Source organism: Halobacillus sp. A5 (assembly GCF_024189315.1).
In the GTDB taxonomy this organism is placed as follows: Bacteria; Bacillota; Bacilli; order Bacillales; family Halobacillaceae; genus Halobacillus_A.
The window spans coordinates 632,709-648,749 of sequence record NZ_JAIZEO010000003.1; the positions used below are offsets into that span (position 1 = coordinate 632,709).

At 40.1% G+C, this 16,041-nt stretch carries 19 protein-coding genes and 2 riboswitches; of the genes, 18 read left to right on the forward strand and 1 reads right to left on the reverse strand.

What is annotated here, in order from left to right; genetic code table 11:
- The first annotated feature begins 8 nt into the window (after positions 1-8).
- From LF822_RS14920 to LF822_RS14945, 6 genes are all read left to right on the forward strand, one after another.
- The gene (locus tag LF822_RS14920) at positions 9-1,790 is read left to right on the forward strand and encodes an acyl-CoA dehydrogenase family protein (protein WP_253924855.1); all 1,782 of its coding nucleotides are present in this window, start codon (positions 9-11) and stop codon (positions 1,788-1,790) included.
- Positions 1,791-1,910: 120 nt separating this feature from the next.
- On the forward strand, positions 1,911-2,270 hold the full coding sequence (locus tag LF822_RS14925) for an arsenate reductase family protein (protein ID WP_253924958.1): 360 nt from the start codon (positions 1,911-1,913) through the stop codon (positions 2,268-2,270).
- Between the two features lie 80 nt (positions 2,271-2,350).
- On the forward strand, positions 2,351-2,734 hold the full coding sequence (gcvH, locus tag LF822_RS14930) for a glycine cleavage system protein GcvH (RefSeq protein WP_253924856.1): 384 nt from the start codon (positions 2,351-2,353) through the stop codon (positions 2,732-2,734).
- Between the two features lie 120 nt (positions 2,735-2,854).
- Positions 2,855-3,199, forward strand: a complete 345-nt coding sequence (locus tag LF822_RS14935) for a toprim domain-containing protein (RefSeq protein WP_253924857.1) — start codon at positions 2,855-2,857, stop codon at positions 3,197-3,199.
- 15 nt (positions 3,200-3,214) lie between these two features.
- On the forward strand, positions 3,215-3,526 hold the full coding sequence (locus LF822_RS14940; protein WP_253924858.1) for a thioredoxin family protein: 312 nt from the start codon (positions 3,215-3,217) through the stop codon (positions 3,524-3,526).
- A gap of 101 nt (positions 3,527-3,627) precedes the next feature.
- Complete coding sequence (locus LF822_RS14945; protein ID WP_253924859.1) at positions 3,628-3,945, forward strand: hypothetical protein; 318 nt, start codon at positions 3,628-3,630, stop codon at positions 3,943-3,945.
- Here LF822_RS14945 and LF822_RS14950 read toward each other — a convergent pair.
- Positions 3,938-4,354, reverse strand: coding sequence for a TlpA family protein disulfide reductase (locus LF822_RS14950; protein ID WP_253924860.1), 417 nt, complete (start codon positions 4,352-4,354; stop codon positions 3,938-3,940). The two genes, LF822_RS14945 and LF822_RS14950, sit on opposite strands and share 8 nt — an antisense overlap.
- Positions 4,355-4,432: 78 nt before the next feature.
- Positions 4,433-4,540, forward strand: a riboswitch (SAM riboswitch).
- A 150-nt stretch (positions 4,541-4,690) separates the two neighbouring features.
- Positions 4,691-4,803: riboswitch (SAM riboswitch) on the forward strand.
- Between the two features lie 72 nt (positions 4,804-4,875).
- Here LF822_RS14950 and LF822_RS14955 point away from each other — a divergent pair.
- From LF822_RS14955 to LF822_RS15005, 12 genes are all read left to right on the forward strand, one after another.
- Entirely contained in the window at positions 4,876-5,901 is a 1,026-nt protein-coding gene (locus tag LF822_RS14955; protein WP_253924861.1) for a methionine ABC transporter ATP-binding protein, read from the forward strand.
- Positions 5,894-6,562 carry a methionine ABC transporter permease gene (locus LF822_RS14960; protein ID WP_253924862.1) on the forward strand — a complete coding sequence of 223 codons (669 nt, stop codon included), beginning with the start codon at positions 5,894-5,896 and terminating at the stop codon, positions 6,560-6,562. Before LF822_RS14955 ends, LF822_RS14960 begins: the two co-directional genes overlap by 8 nt.
- Positions 6,563-6,587: 25 nt before the next feature.
- A complete protein-coding gene (locus LF822_RS14965) occupies positions 6,588-7,421 on the forward strand; it encodes a MetQ/NlpA family ABC transporter substrate-binding protein (RefSeq protein WP_253924863.1) in 834 nt (277 codons plus the stop codon).
- Positions 7,422-7,489: 68 nt separating this feature from the next.
- Positions 7,490-7,855, forward strand: a complete 366-nt coding sequence (locus LF822_RS14970; protein ID WP_253924864.1) for a carboxymuconolactone decarboxylase family protein — start codon at positions 7,490-7,492, stop codon at positions 7,853-7,855.
- A 226-nt stretch (positions 7,856-8,081) separates the two neighbouring features.
- Positions 8,082-8,222: a YuzK family famiily protein gene (locus tag LF822_RS23250; RefSeq protein ID WP_483867092.1), complete on the forward strand. Its 141-nt coding sequence runs from the start codon at positions 8,082-8,084 to the stop codon at positions 8,220-8,222.
- A gap of 252 nt (positions 8,223-8,474) precedes the next feature.
- Positions 8,475-9,260: a Fe-S cluster assembly ATPase SufC gene (sufC, locus tag LF822_RS14975; protein ID WP_253924865.1), complete on the forward strand. Its 786-nt coding sequence runs from the start codon at positions 8,475-8,477 to the stop codon at positions 9,258-9,260.
- A 19-nt stretch (positions 9,261-9,279) separates the two neighbouring features.
- Entirely contained in the window at positions 9,280-10,587 is a 1,308-nt protein-coding gene (gene sufD, locus LF822_RS14980; protein ID WP_253924866.1) for a Fe-S cluster assembly protein SufD, read from the forward strand.
- Positions 10,587-11,807: a cysteine desulfurase gene (locus LF822_RS14985; protein ID WP_253924867.1), complete on the forward strand. Its 1,221-nt coding sequence runs from the start codon at positions 10,587-10,589 to the stop codon at positions 11,805-11,807. The genes sufD and LF822_RS14985 overlap by 1 nt, the downstream gene beginning before the upstream one ends.
- Complete coding sequence (gene sufU, locus LF822_RS14990; protein WP_253924868.1) at positions 11,797-12,234, forward strand: Fe-S cluster assembly sulfur transfer protein SufU; 438 nt, start codon at positions 11,797-11,799, stop codon at positions 12,232-12,234. The genes LF822_RS14985 and sufU overlap by 11 nt, the downstream gene beginning before the upstream one ends.
- A 32-nt stretch (positions 12,235-12,266) precedes the next feature.
- Entirely contained in the window at positions 12,267-13,664 is a 1,398-nt protein-coding gene (gene sufB / locus LF822_RS14995; RefSeq protein WP_253924869.1) for a Fe-S cluster assembly protein SufB, read from the forward strand.
- 129 nt (positions 13,665-13,793) lie between these two features.
- A complete protein-coding gene (locus LF822_RS15000; protein ID WP_253924870.1) occupies positions 13,794-14,606 on the forward strand; it encodes a sulfite exporter TauE/SafE family protein in 813 nt (270 codons plus the stop codon).
- A gap of 11 nt (positions 14,607-14,617) precedes the next feature.
- On the forward strand, positions 14,618-16,006 hold the full coding sequence (locus LF822_RS15005) for a bifunctional metallophosphatase/5'-nucleotidase (protein ID WP_253924871.1): 1,389 nt from the start codon (positions 14,618-14,620) through the stop codon (positions 16,004-16,006).
- Positions 16,007-16,041 lie beyond the last annotated feature (35 nt).

The following is a 16,041-nucleotide window of genomic DNA, read 5'->3' on the forward strand; positions in this document are numbered from 1 at the left end:
AATGAAAGATGAGTGAAGTAAAAGATAGAATAAAAGGCGGAGGATTTTTAGTAGAAGATTTGTCAGCAGCAGATATTATTACACCAGAGGATTTCACTGATGAACATAAAATGATTGCAAAAACTACAGAAGATTTTGTTCTGGGAGAAGTAGTACCAAAAATTGATAACCTTGAAAACCATGAGTTCGAGCACTCAGTAACTTTATTGAAAAAAGCAGGCGAATTAGGACTGCTGGGAGCTGATGTACCTGAAGAATACGGCGGACTCCAACTTGATAAAATCAGTTCTTCACTGATCACTGAAAAGTTTTCCCGTGCCGGAGGATTTTCAGTTACTCACGGCGCTCATGTAGGTATAGGTTCCTTACCAATCGTTTTCTTCGGAAATGAAGATCAGAAACAAAAGTATCTGCCTCTGCTCGCAACGGGCGAAAAAATTGCAGCATACGCATTAACAGAGCCTGGGTCTGGTTCTGATGCGCTTGGAGCTAAAACAACAGCAAAATTAAATGATGCAGGAACTCATTATATTTTAAATGGTGAGAAACAATGGATAACAAACTCAGCTTTTGCAGATGTATTTGTAGTTTATGCGAAGATTGATGGAGAGAAATTTACAGCTTTCATAGTTGAAAGAGATTTTAAAGGAGTCTCTACGGGGCCTGAAGAGAAAAAGATGGGCATTAAGAGTTCCTCAACTCGTACATTAGTGCTGGAGGATGCTGAAGTTCCAGTGGGAAATGTGCTGGGAGAAGTGGGGAGAGGTCATGTGATCGCTTTTAATATTCTGAATGTCGGACGTTATAAGCTGGCCATTGGAGGGGTGGGTGGATCGAAACGTGCGCTTGAATTGGCGGTTAAATACGCAAATGAGCGTAAACAATTTCAAACTCCTATATCAAGCTTTCCACTCATTCAGGAAAAATTAGCCTCAGTAGCATCAAATACGTATGCTAATGAAAGCTCTGTGTATCGTACTGTTGGTCTTTTTGAGCAAAGCATGGGGAAACTGACGCAAGAACAGTTGAGTGATGGGAAAGAAGTGGCGAAAGTCATTGCTGAATATGCAATTGAATGTTCTTTAAATAAAGTATTTGGTACAGAGTTACTGGATTTTGCAGCGGATGAGGCTGTACAAATCCATGGGGGCTATGGATTTATGCAGGAGTACGAAGTTGAAAGAATTTACCGTGATTCTAGAATTAATCGAATTTTTGAAGGGACAAATGAAATTAATAGAATGATCGTTCCTGGAACATTGCTTAAGAAAGCGATGAAAGGTGAACTGCCATTACTTCAAAAAGCTCAAGATCTTCAAGAAGAGTTAATGGCGTTGATGCCGGAAGAACCAGGCGATGAAGCTCTGGAACAAGAAAAGTACTTGCTGAGAAATGCGAAAAAGATCGCACTTCTGGCGGCAGGTCTTGCTGCACAAAAATACGGTGAAAAACTTGAAGGAGAACAGGAGCTGCTTGTCAATATAGCTGATATAACGGGCGAAATATATAATATGGAATCTGCTGTTTTACGAACTGAAAAGGCAATCCTTAAAGAAGGAGTAGAGAAAAATTCTCAGAAACTCCTTTATACTCAAATTTATGTCCAGGAAGCTTTTAATCGAATTGAAGGCCATGCAAAAGAAACGTTAATTGCCGCAGAGTCAGGTGATTCGCTTCGAATGATGCTGGGAGCTTTGAGAAAGCTCACCCGTCATACACCTACTAATGTCATAGCTAAAAAGCGAAAAGCCGCTGAAACTCTGATTAACAGCCAAAAATATGTAGTATAATTCTAATGCCAGCTGCTTCAATCTGCAGCTGGTTTTTTTGTGAAATGAGTTTATCCATGATTTGACCGCCATGGATATGGTAAAATAAGAATCAATACGAAGGGGGAGGGTATGATAAACATGTCATTAACCTTTTACTGGTATCCGGCCTGCGGCACTTGTAAGAAAGCAAAGAAGTGGCTTGATGATCATGATGTTTCGTATACACCGGTACATATTGTAGAGAACACACCCAGTGAAGATGAGCTGTCGGCTTTAATCGAAAGCAGTGGTTTATCCGCGCAGAAATTCTTTAATACTAGTGGAAAAAAGTATAGAGAATTAAACATGAAGGATAAACTGAAAGATGCAGCTGATCAGGACATGGTTAAATGGCTCGCTTCTGAGGGTATGCTGATTAAAAGACCGATTGTTACGGATGGAAATCATGTAACAGTAGGGTTTAAGGAAGAAGAGTTTCAAAACAATTGGCAGAAGTGAGCATAACATTGGAAATAAAAGCGTAAAGCTTTTATGTTTATAATTGTTGTTTATATTAATTTTAATCTGGAGGGCTAAGAATGAGTTTACCGAATGAATTTCTTTATTCTGAAGAACACGAATGGGTTAAAAAAGAGGGAGAAAAAGTCCGAGTGGGTATTACCGATTTTGCACAGTCTGAACTTGGTGATATTGTTTTTGTGGAATTGCCTGAAGAAGGCGACAAAGTAGAAGCAGATGAGCCGTTTGGCAGTGTTGAATCAGTTAAGACAGTTTCCGAGCTATATGCCCCTGTTAGTGGAAAAGTGGTAGAAGTAAACGAAGAGCTGGAGGACAGCCCTGAGTTCGTAAACGAATCTCCTTATGAAAAAGCATGGATGATTGTTGTTGAACCGAGCGACTCTTCTGAGCTGGACGAATTAATGTCAGCTGACGAGTACAAAGAAATGATCGATGAAGACTAATAGACGATCGTTACAGTCATGTAGTTATCTTTTTACATAGGTACATGACTTGTATGCTCTTATTACAAGTTGCAGGCCGTGCTTTTCAGCATGGTCTGTTTCTGTATAGAGGTGAATGTGATGGATGATAAAATATTAATTGTTGAGGGTATTACGGACAAAAAACAAATTAATAAAGTGCTTCATTCGCCGGTAGAAATTCTATGCACACATGGAACGCTGGGAATAGAACGTATGGAAGAACTAATTATGGATTATAACCTTGATCATCGTCCCGTCTTTATATTAGTGGATGAAGACGATTCAGGTAATAAATTGAGAAAGCAATTGACGGCAGAGCTGCCGCATGCAGAGCATATATATATCGATAAAATGTTCAGGGAAGTAGCCGCTACACCTGAGTATGAATTAGCGCGGGCACTATTAAGTCATCACTTTAAAGTGAAATCAATCTATCTTACGTAGTGCAGGAGGACTGTTTTGCAAGTAATTGAATCAACAGAGTGCGGCAGTATTTTAAATAAAGATCTGGCTTTAATTTATATTTATACGCCTTTTTGTGGAACCTGTCATCTGGCCAGGACTATTTTAGAAACCGTTGAACATACACTTGAAAGAACTGTATTTTTTGAAATGAATGCTTCTTTACACCCAAAATTTATGCAGACCTATAAAATAGAGAGTGTACCTTGTTTACTAATTACTAAGCGTGGTGAAATTGTTGAGAAAGTTTATGCATTTCACTCGGTTTCATACATGTATGAGAAAACAAGAGAATATGTTCGAATATAGCGTGATTTCCCGGGAAATGACGAACGATTTTAGTTAAATACTGCAGGTAAACCCTCCTCTAATGTTGAATTATTTATTACAACATTAGAGGAGGGTTTTTTATGGAAGCTATTTTAAATTGGATGAATAGTGTTAATGAAAGACATGACTTGCTCCCTCTTTGGAAAGAACGACCTATTGTTATTTTCATTCATGAAAATGATGAGGTGATCCCTCTAACCGTTAATTCAAACGAAATAAAGATTGATCATGACTACGAATTTCACAGGCAGGTTTACATTAAAGGAACTTCAGAAACGATTAAAGAGGTGTTGGATGGAGATCAAAAGATTACCTCACTTGACTCTGGCAGGGTTGACGTGAAAGGAAAGCTGCGAGATCTTTTATACGTGGAATCACTCTTTCTCCTGGCTAGATGATCCTGCCGAGTGCTTCTACAATTTCTATGAATTCTGATTGATCACTTAATTGTTTTACTATCCTCCCGTCCTGGTCAATAATTACCGTAGCCGGTACACCCTGAGCATCATATTTCCTGTATGTTTCCACATTATCGTCAACTAAAGTCAGTTGATTTATGTGCTTATTATGAAAGCGGACGGCTTCATCAAATTCACGTTCTCTACCTTTTACATTTATCGTAATCATTACAACCTTACTAGAATCTAAAGTTTGAAAAAGGTGTTCTTTCTTAGGTAGATCTCTTTGGCAGTCAGGACACCAGGAAGTCCAGAAAGTTAAAATGACTACCTTACCTATAAATTCTTTCAGTTGATAAAATGTACCAGATCTAATCTCCGGCAAATTAAAGTTATACGCATTCTTCATTAGTTAAGTCCGCTCCTTGAGAATTGACGTTTCTAAATAACCATGCTAACATAAATTATAATTTCATAGCTACATCTTCACTTATCCAGAGAGGCGGAGGGTACTGGCCCAATGAAGCCCAGCAACCGGTTTGCATAAATACGGTGCTCCTTCCAGCAAAGCATAGCATGCTTTGAAAGATGAGAAGAAGGATCGGACATGACTCTTCTTAGAATGAAGAGTTTTTTTATGGGCAAATTTCTTAATGTTGTAGTTGACAAGTGTGCTGGAGGGTGCTAAAATCCTCTTTGGTATTTAAATCATTTAGTACATTAACAGACTAAAATAAACAATCACCTCTTATCGAGAGAGGCGGAGGGACTGGCCCGTTGATGCCCGGCAACCGTCAAGTAAGTTACGCTTGAACAGGTGCCAAATCCTGCAAAGATTTAATCTTTGACAGATGAGAGAACAGATAATGAAGTGTACACGCTTTTCTGTTCTTATGCAGAGAAGCGTTTTTTAGTTAGGAGGGGAATGACATGATTTCAATAAAAAATTTAACTAAGGTGTTTCATACAAAGGATCAGGACGTTCGCGCAGTTGATGAATTAAATTTATCAATTGGCAAAGGTGAGATCTATGGCGTAATAGGGTACAGCGGCGCTGGAAAAAGCACCTTCATTCGTTTACTTAACCGTCTGGAAGAGCCTAGCAGCGGTGAGATTGAACTGAATAATCAGGATTTAACAGGGTTGAAAAAGAATGAACTAAGATTAGCGCGGCAGGAAATTGGAATGATTTTTCAGCACTTTAATCTACTTTGGTCGAGAACAGTTTTTGATAACATTGCATTTCCTTTAGAAATCGCGGGTGCTTCAAAAAAAACAAGAGAAGAGCGAGTTAATGAGCTGATCGAATTAGTAGGCTTAAGCGGGCGGGGGAATTCTTACCCTTCCCAATTAAGTGGAGGTCAGAAACAACGGGTAGGTATCGCTAGAGCTCTGGCAAATAATCCTAAAGTTCTTCTTTGTGATGAAGCTACCTCTGCGTTGGATCCAGAAACAACAGATTCAATATTGGATCTTCTTGTTGACATCAATGAGAAGTTAGGATTGACAATTGTACTTATTACTCATGAGATGCATGTAATAAGAAAGATTTGTCATCGAGTAGCAGTTATGGAGAAAGGAAAAGTTGTAGAGGAGGGCGATGTACTTGATGTGTTCCTTCATCCAAAAGAAAAAGTAACGAAACGATTTGTCGACCAGGTAATGGGAGACCCGGATCGTGAAGAGTCCTTACATCTTATACAAGAGAACTATCAATCGGGCGAGGTTATTCAACTGCATTTTGTGGGGGAGAACACAAACCAGGCATTGATTAGCGATTTATCAAGGAAGTTCAATGTCGATATAAATATTCTTCATGGAAAAATTACTCAAACCCAAAAAGGTGCATATGGAACGATGCTCGTTCAACTGGTTGGGGATAAACTGGTCGTGAATCAAGCGATTGACTACATTCGCACAACTTCTGTAGAGGTGGAGGTGGATCCAAATGCTTGAGGAACTTTTTCCAAATGTAAAGGTTGAAGACATGATTGAAGCAACAAATGAAACACTATATATGACAAGTGTCTCTGTTGCTGGAACATTTATTTTAGGTCTGCTTCTAGGACTGTTGTTATATTTATCCGGCCCGGGCGGCTTATGGGACAATAAATTACTAAACTGGGTCACAGCCTCAGTAGTCAATGTATTTAGAGCGATTCCATTTATTATATTGATCTTATTACTTTTTCCTTTCACCGATTTTTTAATGGGAACCATTCGAGGACCGGGGGCTGCATTACCGGCTTTAATTATAGGTGGAGCACCGTTTTATGCCAGGTTAGTTGAGATTGCCCTTAAAGAAGTGGACAAAGGAGTAATTGAAGCAGCCAAGGCAATGGGGTCCAAGTACCGGACCATTATATTTAAAGTTCTGCTTCCAGAATCCATGCCGGCTTTAATCTCAGGCATTACGGTAACCGCGATTGCTTTGATAAGCTATACTGCTGTTGCTGGTGTCATAGGTGCAGGTGGACTTGGAGACTTCGCTTATTTCTATGGATTTCAGCGCAGAGATTTTGACGTAGTTGCATTTTGTACAATCCTAATCGTTATTATTGTGTTTATTTTCCAATTTATTGGAGACTTTGTTTCTCGTAAATTGGATAAAAGATAAAAATATTATAAAAGGGGTAATCGTTGTGAAGAAATTTTGGTCAAGTTTAATTTTTGCAGCTTTAGTACTAGTGTTGACAGCCTGTGGTTCATCTGAAGAGGAAGATTCATCAGGCGATGGAGATCAATCTGAGATTACAGTGGGAGCTTCAAGTACTCCTCACGCAGAAATCCTTCAGGAAGCTCAGCCGCTGCTTGAAGAAGAAGGTATTACATTAAATGTAGAAGAATATCAAGACTACGTGTTACCTAACAGAGATTTAGATGAAGGGGAAATTGACGCAAACTACTTCCAGCACATTCCTTACCTTGAAGAGCAGGAAGAACAAAATGGCTATGATTTCGCTAACTTAGGCGGTATTCACATTGAACCAATGGGAATATATTCAAAAGATTTTAAAAGCCTGGATGATGTTAAAGATGGTACGACAGTATTAATGAGTAACTCTACAGCTGACCATGGGCGTATACTTTCTCTTCTTGAAGAAGAAGGATTAATTACATTAGATGAAGATGTGGATAAAGTAGAAGCCACTGTAGATGACGTGGCGGAAAATCCTAAGAACCTGGAGTTTGATGCCGGCATTGATGCTGCTTTACTGCCTGAGAACTATGAACGCGAAGATAATGTTCTGGTCGCGATCAATACAAACTATGCCATTGAAGCAGAATTAAATCCGAGTGAGGATGCTCTAATTTTAGAAGGAACAGATTCGCCTTATGTAAATGTTATTGCAGCACAAAGTGATGACGAAGATAACGAAGCGTTGAATACACTTGTCGAGGTTCTTCGTTCTGATGATATTCAAACATTTATCGAAGAAGAATATGAGGGCGCTGTCGTTCCAGTGGATGAATAAGGTGAATGATTTCCGTAATGTGGTTGATACTAACCACATTACGGATTTTTTAATGGAGGAGACGAATCATGGAAATAGAAAACCAGGATATAAATTTGGCTGAGGCTTACCTGCAGGAATATAAGCATGGCATGGGTGTCTTTTCAGAAAAAATGCCGCACGTGTCCCATGCATTTAGTGAATTTTCAGAGGCATGCTTTAGAGATGGAGAACTTTCTAAAAAGCATAAACAGCTGATTGCATTGAGTATAAGTGTTGTTGCTCAGGATGAATATTGCATTGTGTATCATACAAAAGGCTGTATAGATCAAGGCGCCACAGAAGAAGAGTTAATGGAGGCCTGCGGAGTAGCAGCCGCTTTTGGAGGAGGGGCGGCGCTCAGTCAGGCTGTCACCTTGGTACAAGAATCCATTACAGATTTGAATCACCATTGATTAAATAGATAGGAAATTAAAGAAAATGAAAGTAAATAGATTAATTATTTAGATACAACCGCTTACAATAGGTGTGAAAACTGTATAAACTTACAGAAAAGCTGTATAAAAGGTTTGGAGCAAATGCCAATCTATGGTAAAGTGAATTGTGTAAAAAATCTGAAAGGATTGATTTATTATTACTGACAATTTAGCTTTGAATTACACTCCGGATATGGAAAAGGCTATGCACCAGACACATAATATGAGTTATGCTGAATATGCAAATAGCTTAGACCAGATGATGAAGGTTGAAAAAGAACGGGAAAAAGAATTCAAACGCAGTCAGAAATTTGTTTCAGAAGTAGGTCGTCAAATTTATAAATAATTAGATAAAAGGAATCGGATAACTTGAAGTTATCCGATTTTTTTATTCTTGATAATTTTGTTATTATTATAAAGAAGAAAAAAGGTTGGTCATTCTTTGCATTTTTACAATTGTTGACTGGTGTCGAACCATAGGAAATCAGTTGATATCAGTTTCGAAATGATATAAGATTGTAATGAGAATAAATTGAGAATGGTTTTTGATCCAATTCAACCAGAGCAAGAAATAAAATAGATACTGGAGGTATTATTTATGGCAGGATCAACTCTTGAAATTAAAGATCTTCACGTAGAAATCGAAGGTCAGGAAATCTTAAAAGGTGTAAACCTTACTGTAAAAGGTGGAGAATTCCACGCAGTTATGGGACCTAACGGAACAGGTAAGTCAACTTTAGCTTCAGCAATTATGGGTCACCCTAAATTTGAAGTTACTCAGGGACAGGTTCTGCTTGATGGCGAGGATGTGCTTGAAATGGAAGTTGATGAGCGCGCGCAGGCTGGTCTTTTCCTTGCAATGCAGTACCCAAGTGAAATTAGCGGCGTAACGAATTCTGATTTCTTACGTTCATCTATAAATGCCCATAGAGAAGAAGGCGACGAGATTTCTTTAATGAAATTTATTAAAGAAATGGATGCAGCAATGGATACTCTTGATATGGACAAAAATATGGCGCAGCGTTATCTGAACGAAGGATTCTCAGGCGGTGAGAAGAAACGCAATGAGATTCTGCAGCTAATGATGATTCAACCGGCTATTGCTATTCTTGACGAGATTGACTCTGGACTTGATATTGATGCATTAAAAGTGGTTGCTAAAGGTATTAACGAAATGCGCAGTGAAAACTTTGGCTGCTTAACAATTACTCACTATCAACGTCTATTAAATTATATTACTCCTGATAAAGTTCACGTCATGATGCAGGGACGCGTAGTGAAATCCGGCGGGCCTGAATTAGCTGAACGCCTGGAAGCAGAAGGTTATGACTGGATTAAGCAGGAGCTTGGCATCGAAGACGAAACGATCAGTCAAAAAGCGTAACAGAGATAGGAGGGATACAATGACTGTAAAAGTCTCACTACCATACGATAAAGATTATGTTTCAAATTTCTCTCAAGGCTTAAATGAACCAGACTGGATGACGAGTCTTCGTCTTAATGCGCTGGATAAAGCAGAATCTTTAGAAATGCCTAAGCCTGATAAAACAAATATTAAAGACTGGAACTTTACTGAATTCAAACACCATGTAGAAGGTGAAGCAATTAACTCCATTCAGGACCTTCCTGAGCAAATGCTCAACCTGTTAGATCAGGATAAAGAGCAGCAGAACTTAATCCTGCAGAGAAACCACTCTGTTGCCTTCTCTAATCTTGATTCAAGCTTAGAAGAGCAGGGGGTTATTTTCACTGATATTCAAACAGCGATCCGCGATCACAGCGATTTAGTTGAGAAATATTATATGACGGAAGCTGTTCATGTGGATGAGCACAGGCTTACAGCATTACATGCGGCATTGATGAACGGCGGGATTTTCCTGTACGTTCCTAAAAATGTAACGATTAAAGAACCTCTTCAAACCATTTTCTGGCAGGAAGATCCGGAAGCAGCTTTAGTTAATCACGTACTGGTGGTTGCAGAGGAGAATAGTTCTGTTACGTATGTTGAAAACTATACGTCAGATAATAAAGAAGAGAAGACTTCTGCTAATACAATTACTGAAGTGTTCGCGAAAGCAGGCGCCAAGGTATCATTTGGTGCAGTAGATAATTTTGAAGCAGGGACAACCGTATATGCAAACCGCCGTGGTGTAACAGACCGTGATGCTGTAATCGAATGGGCTCTTGGCTTAATGAATGAAGGGAACACAGTCTCAGAAAATATTACCCACCTTATCGGTGATAATTCCCAATCTCAAGCTAAGACTGTAACTATCGGCCGCGGCGCGCAAAAACAAAACTTCACCGCAAACATTACCCACTTCGGAAAAGGCTCAGATGGCTATATTCTTCAGCATGGTGTAATGAAAGACAAATCCAGCGGTATTTTTAACGGAATTGGTAAAATTGAACACGGAGCATCCAAGTCAAACGCGGAACAAGAGTCCCGTGTACTGATGTTGAGCAAAGATGCCCGAGGTGATGCCAACCCGATTCTGTTAATTGACGAAGACGACGTAACAGCGGGCCACGCTGCTTCTGTTGGACGTGTAGACCCTATGCAGCTTTTCTATTTAATGAGCCGCGGAATTTCTAAGTTTGAAGCGGAGCGTTTAATCATTCACGGCTTTTTAGCACCTGTCGTAAACCAGCTTCCAATTGAAGCTGTTAAGCAGCAGCTTCGTCAGCTGATTGAAAGGAAAGTATATTAATGGATGTAAAAGCTGTTCGTGATGCTTTCCCAATTCTCCATCAGGAAGTAAACGGCCATCCACTTGTATATTTGGATTCATCTGCAACTTCTCAAAAGCCAAAACAGGTCATTGAAAAGCTGGATGAGTATTATCGTGGATACAACTCCAATGTGCATAGAGGTGTCCATACTTTAGGAACGAAAGCAACTGACGAATATGAAGGCGCCCGTGAAAAAGTTAGACGTTTTATTAATGCGGCAAGTACTCAGGAAGTTATTTTCACAAGAGGAACTACGACTTCTATTAATACAGTTGCTGCGAGCTATGGACGTGCTAATTTAACAGAAGGTGACGAAATAGTTATCACTCCTATGGAGCACCATAGTAATATTATTCCCTGGCAGCAGCTTGCAAAAGAAACAGGAGCTGCTTTGAAGTATATGCCGTTACAGTCTGATGGCACGATATCGATAAAAGATGCGGAACAAACCATCACAGATCGGACTAAGATTGTGGCCGTCATGCATGTTTCCAATGTGTTAGGAACAATTAATCCGATTAAAGAACTTGCTGAAATTGCTCATAACCATGATGCAGTTATGCTTGTAGATGGGGCACAAAGTGCACCCCATATGAGAATTGATGTTCAAGACATGGACTGTGATTTTTATGCATTTTCGGGTCACAAGATGTGCGGACCTACAGGGATCGGGGTTCTTCACGGTAAACGCTCGCTGTTAAAAGATATGGAGCCGGTAGAATTTGGGGGAGAAATGATTGATTTCGTTAACCTTTACGACTCCACATGGAAAGAACTGCCCTGGAAGTTTGAAGGTGGCACTCCTATAATTGCTGGTGCCGTAGGTCTTGGTGCAGCTATTGACTTCTTAAATGACGTCGGCTTAGAAGAAATTGAAGCTCATGAGCACAAGCTGGCTCAATACGCCCTGGAAAAAATGAGCCAGATTGACGGCCTGACCATTTATGGTCCCACAGAGCGTGCGAGCTTAGTGACTTTTAATATTTCTGATGTACACCCACACGATGTGGCTACAGTACTCGATGCTGAAGGAATAGCAGTACGCGCCGGCCATCACTGTGCCCAGCCGCTTATGAAATGGCTTGAAGTCACAGCGACAGCCAGAGCGAGCTTCTACCTGTATAACACAGAAGAAGATATAGATCGCCTCGTTCAAGGATTACAAACAACAAAGGAGTATTTTGGCGATGTCTTTTAATAATCTGGATACGCTATACCGTCAAGTTATCATGGATCACTATAAGAATCCGCGCAACCGCGGCTCTGTAGAAGGTGACCATTTGACTGTTGATATGAATAATCCTACGTGCGGCGATCGAATTCAGCTGCAGCTGCAGGTGGAAGACGATGTCGTACAGGATGCGAAATTCGATGGAGAAGGATGCTCAATCAGCATGTCATCCGCATCTATGATGACACAGGCGATTAAAGGAAGGTCAGTAGATGATGCTCTTAAGATGTCACACATTTTTTCTGAAATGATGTTGGGTAATGAGGTAGATGATGATAACCTTGACTTAGGGGATATCGAAGCCCTCCAGGGTGTTGCCAAGTTTCCTGCCCGAATAAAATGTGCCACATTAGCATGGAAGGCAATGGAAAAAGGTGTCGAAGATAATGCATAATTGCTTGATATACCAAAAGGAGGTATTTAACAATGGCTAAAAAAGCGCCAGAAGTTGGAGAGTACCAATATGGGTTTCACGAAAAAGATGTCTCTATTTTCCGTACTCAAAAAGGTTTAACAGCTGAAGTCGTTAAACAGATCTCTGATTATAAAGAAGAGCCAAAGTGGATGCTTGACTTCCGCTTGAAAGCTTTAGAACAATTCTATAAAATGCCTATGCCTCAATGGGGCGGTGACCTTTCAGAATTAGACTTTGATGAAATTACGTATTATGTAAAACCATCAGAGCGTTCTGAGCGCTCCTGGGATGAAGTACCTGAAGAGATCAAAAATACTTTTGACCGATTAGGTATTCCTGAAGCAGAACAGAAGTACCTTGCCGGGGTTTCTGCACAGTACGAATCTGAAGTGGTCTACCACAACATGGAGAAAGACCTCGAAGATCTCGGTGTAGTATTTAAAGATACAGATACTGCCCTGAAAGAAAATGAAGATCTGTTCAAGGAATATTTTGCGAAAGTAATTCCAGCATCTGATAATAAGTTCTCTGCTTTGAACTCTGCAGTTTGGTCAGGTGGATCTTTCATTTACGTACCAAAAGATACGAAAGTTGAAACCCCTCTGCAGGCATATTTCAGAATTAACTCTGAAAACATGGGTCAGTTTGAACGTACGTTAATCATCGTGGATGAAGGTTCTTCTGTGCACTATGTTGAAGGATGTACAGCACCAACTTATTCTTCAAGTTCACTTCACAGTGCTGTAGTTGAGATCTTCATTAAAAAGAACGCGTACTGTCGTTATACAACGATTCAGAACTGGGCTAACAATGTGTATAACCTGGTTACGAAACGTGCCGTAGCAGACGAGAATGCTACTATGGAATGGGTGGACGGTAACTTAGGTTCCAAGCTCACAATGAAATATCCTTCAGTTATCCTTAAAGGCGAAGGTGCCCGCGGGATGACACTTTCCATTGCACTTGCTGGAAAAGGACAGCACCAGGATGCCGGGGCGAAAATGCACCATCTTGCTCCTAACACATCCTCAACGATCGTTTCTAAGTCCATCTCAAAACATGGAGGTAAAGTAACGTATCGCGGGATTGTTCAATTCGGCAGAAAAGCAGAAGGTGCCCGTTCAAATATTGAGTGTGACACACTGATTATGGACAATGAGTCCACTTCTGATACAATTCCTTATAATGAAATAATGAACGAAAACATTTCATTAGAGCACGAAGCGAAGGTATCAAAAGTTTCAGAAGAACAGTTATTCTACTTGATGAGCCGTGGTTTATCAGAAGAAGAAGCTACTGAAATGATTGTAATGGGCTTTATTGAACCATTTACTAAAGAACTTCCTATGGAATATGCGGTCGAAATGAACCGCCTCATTAAATTCGAAATGGAAGGTTCCATCGGTTAAGACGATTAAAAGACGTGCAAGTGGAGATCCGCTTGCGCGTCTTTTTTATGAGTAGAAAAACCTGAGATGAATTCCGCATAGTAAACGTGATAGTATAATAATATCTTATATATAGATAGAAGGCTGAATATGTTAATTGCACTTTCGTTATTTATCGGATTTATCACTGCTTTTATTGGCAGTATAGCGGGATTAGGAGGAGGAGTAATTCTTGTACCTGTCCTTTTGTTTTTAGGGGGCCAGCTTGAATCCTTTCAATGGGTAACACCCCAGACCATTGTGGGCATTTCACTAGTAGTAATGATCTTTACAGGTTTTTCCTCCGCTGTATCCTACTTGAAACATAACCGTGTAGACTTGAAGGTTGGTTTTCTTTTAATGAGTGGCAGCATTCCTGGAGGTTTATTTGGCTCATGGCTGAATCAGTTTTTCCAGACGGATGTATTTGCTTTATTGTTTGGAATTGTAATGATCGGCGTCTCCTTAGTCTTCTTTCTGCCTAGAGATAGTGAGAGAACTCCTTTCACAGGAGGGATTCCTCGAGAGAAGAAGATAAATGGACAAACTTTCTTTTATCGCGTACCAGTTGTTATGAGTGTAGCTTTCGCATTTCTAGTCGGTGTACTCTCGGGACTGCTTGGTATTGGAGGCGGCTCCTTAATTGTACCGGCGCTGATCTTACTCTTTAAAATTCCCCCTCACATAGCTACCGCCACATCTATGTTTATGATTTTTTTTGCCAGTATTACCAGCTCATCGGCCCACATCTTCCTCGGAAACGTTGATTGGGCACAGACCTTGCTCTTTATTCCAGGAGCCTACATTGGAGGGACAGTAGGAGCAACTGTCAATCGTAACTTAAACAGTCAATCTGTAGAATGGTTCTTAAGAGTGCTGCTCATATTAATTGGGATACGACTAATCTGGCAAGGCGTAGGATAAGGAGAATGAGAATGAAGGAAAAGATTTTTCTTTATTATACGAGCGACTTACATAGCCATTTCGAGAATTGGCCGCAGATTGTAGGTTATTTTAATCAAAAAAAGAAAAAGCATATTAGAAAGAAAGAGACGTTCTGGCTGCTCGATAATGGAGATCATGCTGATCGATTTCACCCTATTACAGAAGGATTAATGGGAAAAGGGAATGTTGAACTATTAAACGCAGCTGGTTACGACTTGGCCACGCTTGGAAATAATGAGGGAATTACACTTTCTTATGATGACTTGTATGAATTGTATAATGAAGCCAAGTTTAAGGTGATATGTGCAAATTTAAGTTCTGTAAATGGACCACAGCCTGACTGGCTGCTTCCTTATACTATAAAAGAGACGGCTCTAGGCACCAGGGTTGCTGTTATAGGTTTAACTGCACCCTTCGAAACGTTTTACCGTCTGCTGGGATGGGACATCTATTCTCCTTACGAGGCATTAGATAAATACTATGATGAAATGTGTGAGAGTGCGGATATTATTGTGGTACTTTCCCATTTAGGAATTCATGACGATGAAGAGATAGCCAGGAATTATCCGGAAGTAGACCTTATTATTGGCGGACATACCCACCATCTGTTTCAAAATGGGGAGCATTATGGAAATACTTTATTAACGGCTGTTGGAAAACATGGCACACATCTTGGTGAAGCTTTCTTAGAATGGGATCATGAAAACAGGCAATTGTCCGCAAAGGAAGCTTATGCTGTGACAACAGAAAATTTAACCAAAGACTATACTGTCTCAGCTGATGTTGAGGAGATGAAGAATAAGGCACTGCAGCACTTACAAACTAATGTGACTAGTCTTGATCGATCTTTACAGGTTGCATGGTTTAAAGATACATTGCTTATGAGACGGTTAACGGAAGAACTGCAGGAGTGGACAAGTTCAGATGTAGCTATGCTTAACGCAGGTGTTCTTCTGGATCACCTGAATACCGGTGATGTGACGCACGAAGATATACACCGAATCTGCCCGCACCCGATGAACCCGTGTAAAGTAGAGGTTACAGGAGACGAGCTGCTGGAGATTATTCGTGTGGGCCATACAAAAAAACTTACTGAAATTCGATTGAAGGGTTTAGGCTTTCGAGGCGAAATAATAGGCAGAATGATATTTACAGGGATTGAAATTAGCACGTCTATTGGAGAAGATGGAGAAGAAAGAGTCCGGGAAGTGACGATAAAAGGGAGTCCGATTGACCGTGAAAAAGTGTATAGTCTCGGTACAGCTGATACGTTCACTTTTGGCCGCTTGTTTCCTGAGATAGCCTATGCCAAAAACAAAAAATATTTCATGCCTGAGCTATTGCGGGACTTATTAGCACAGGCTATAAAAAAAATATAAGATTAAATACCAATTTGGTACCCGTATAAATAAAT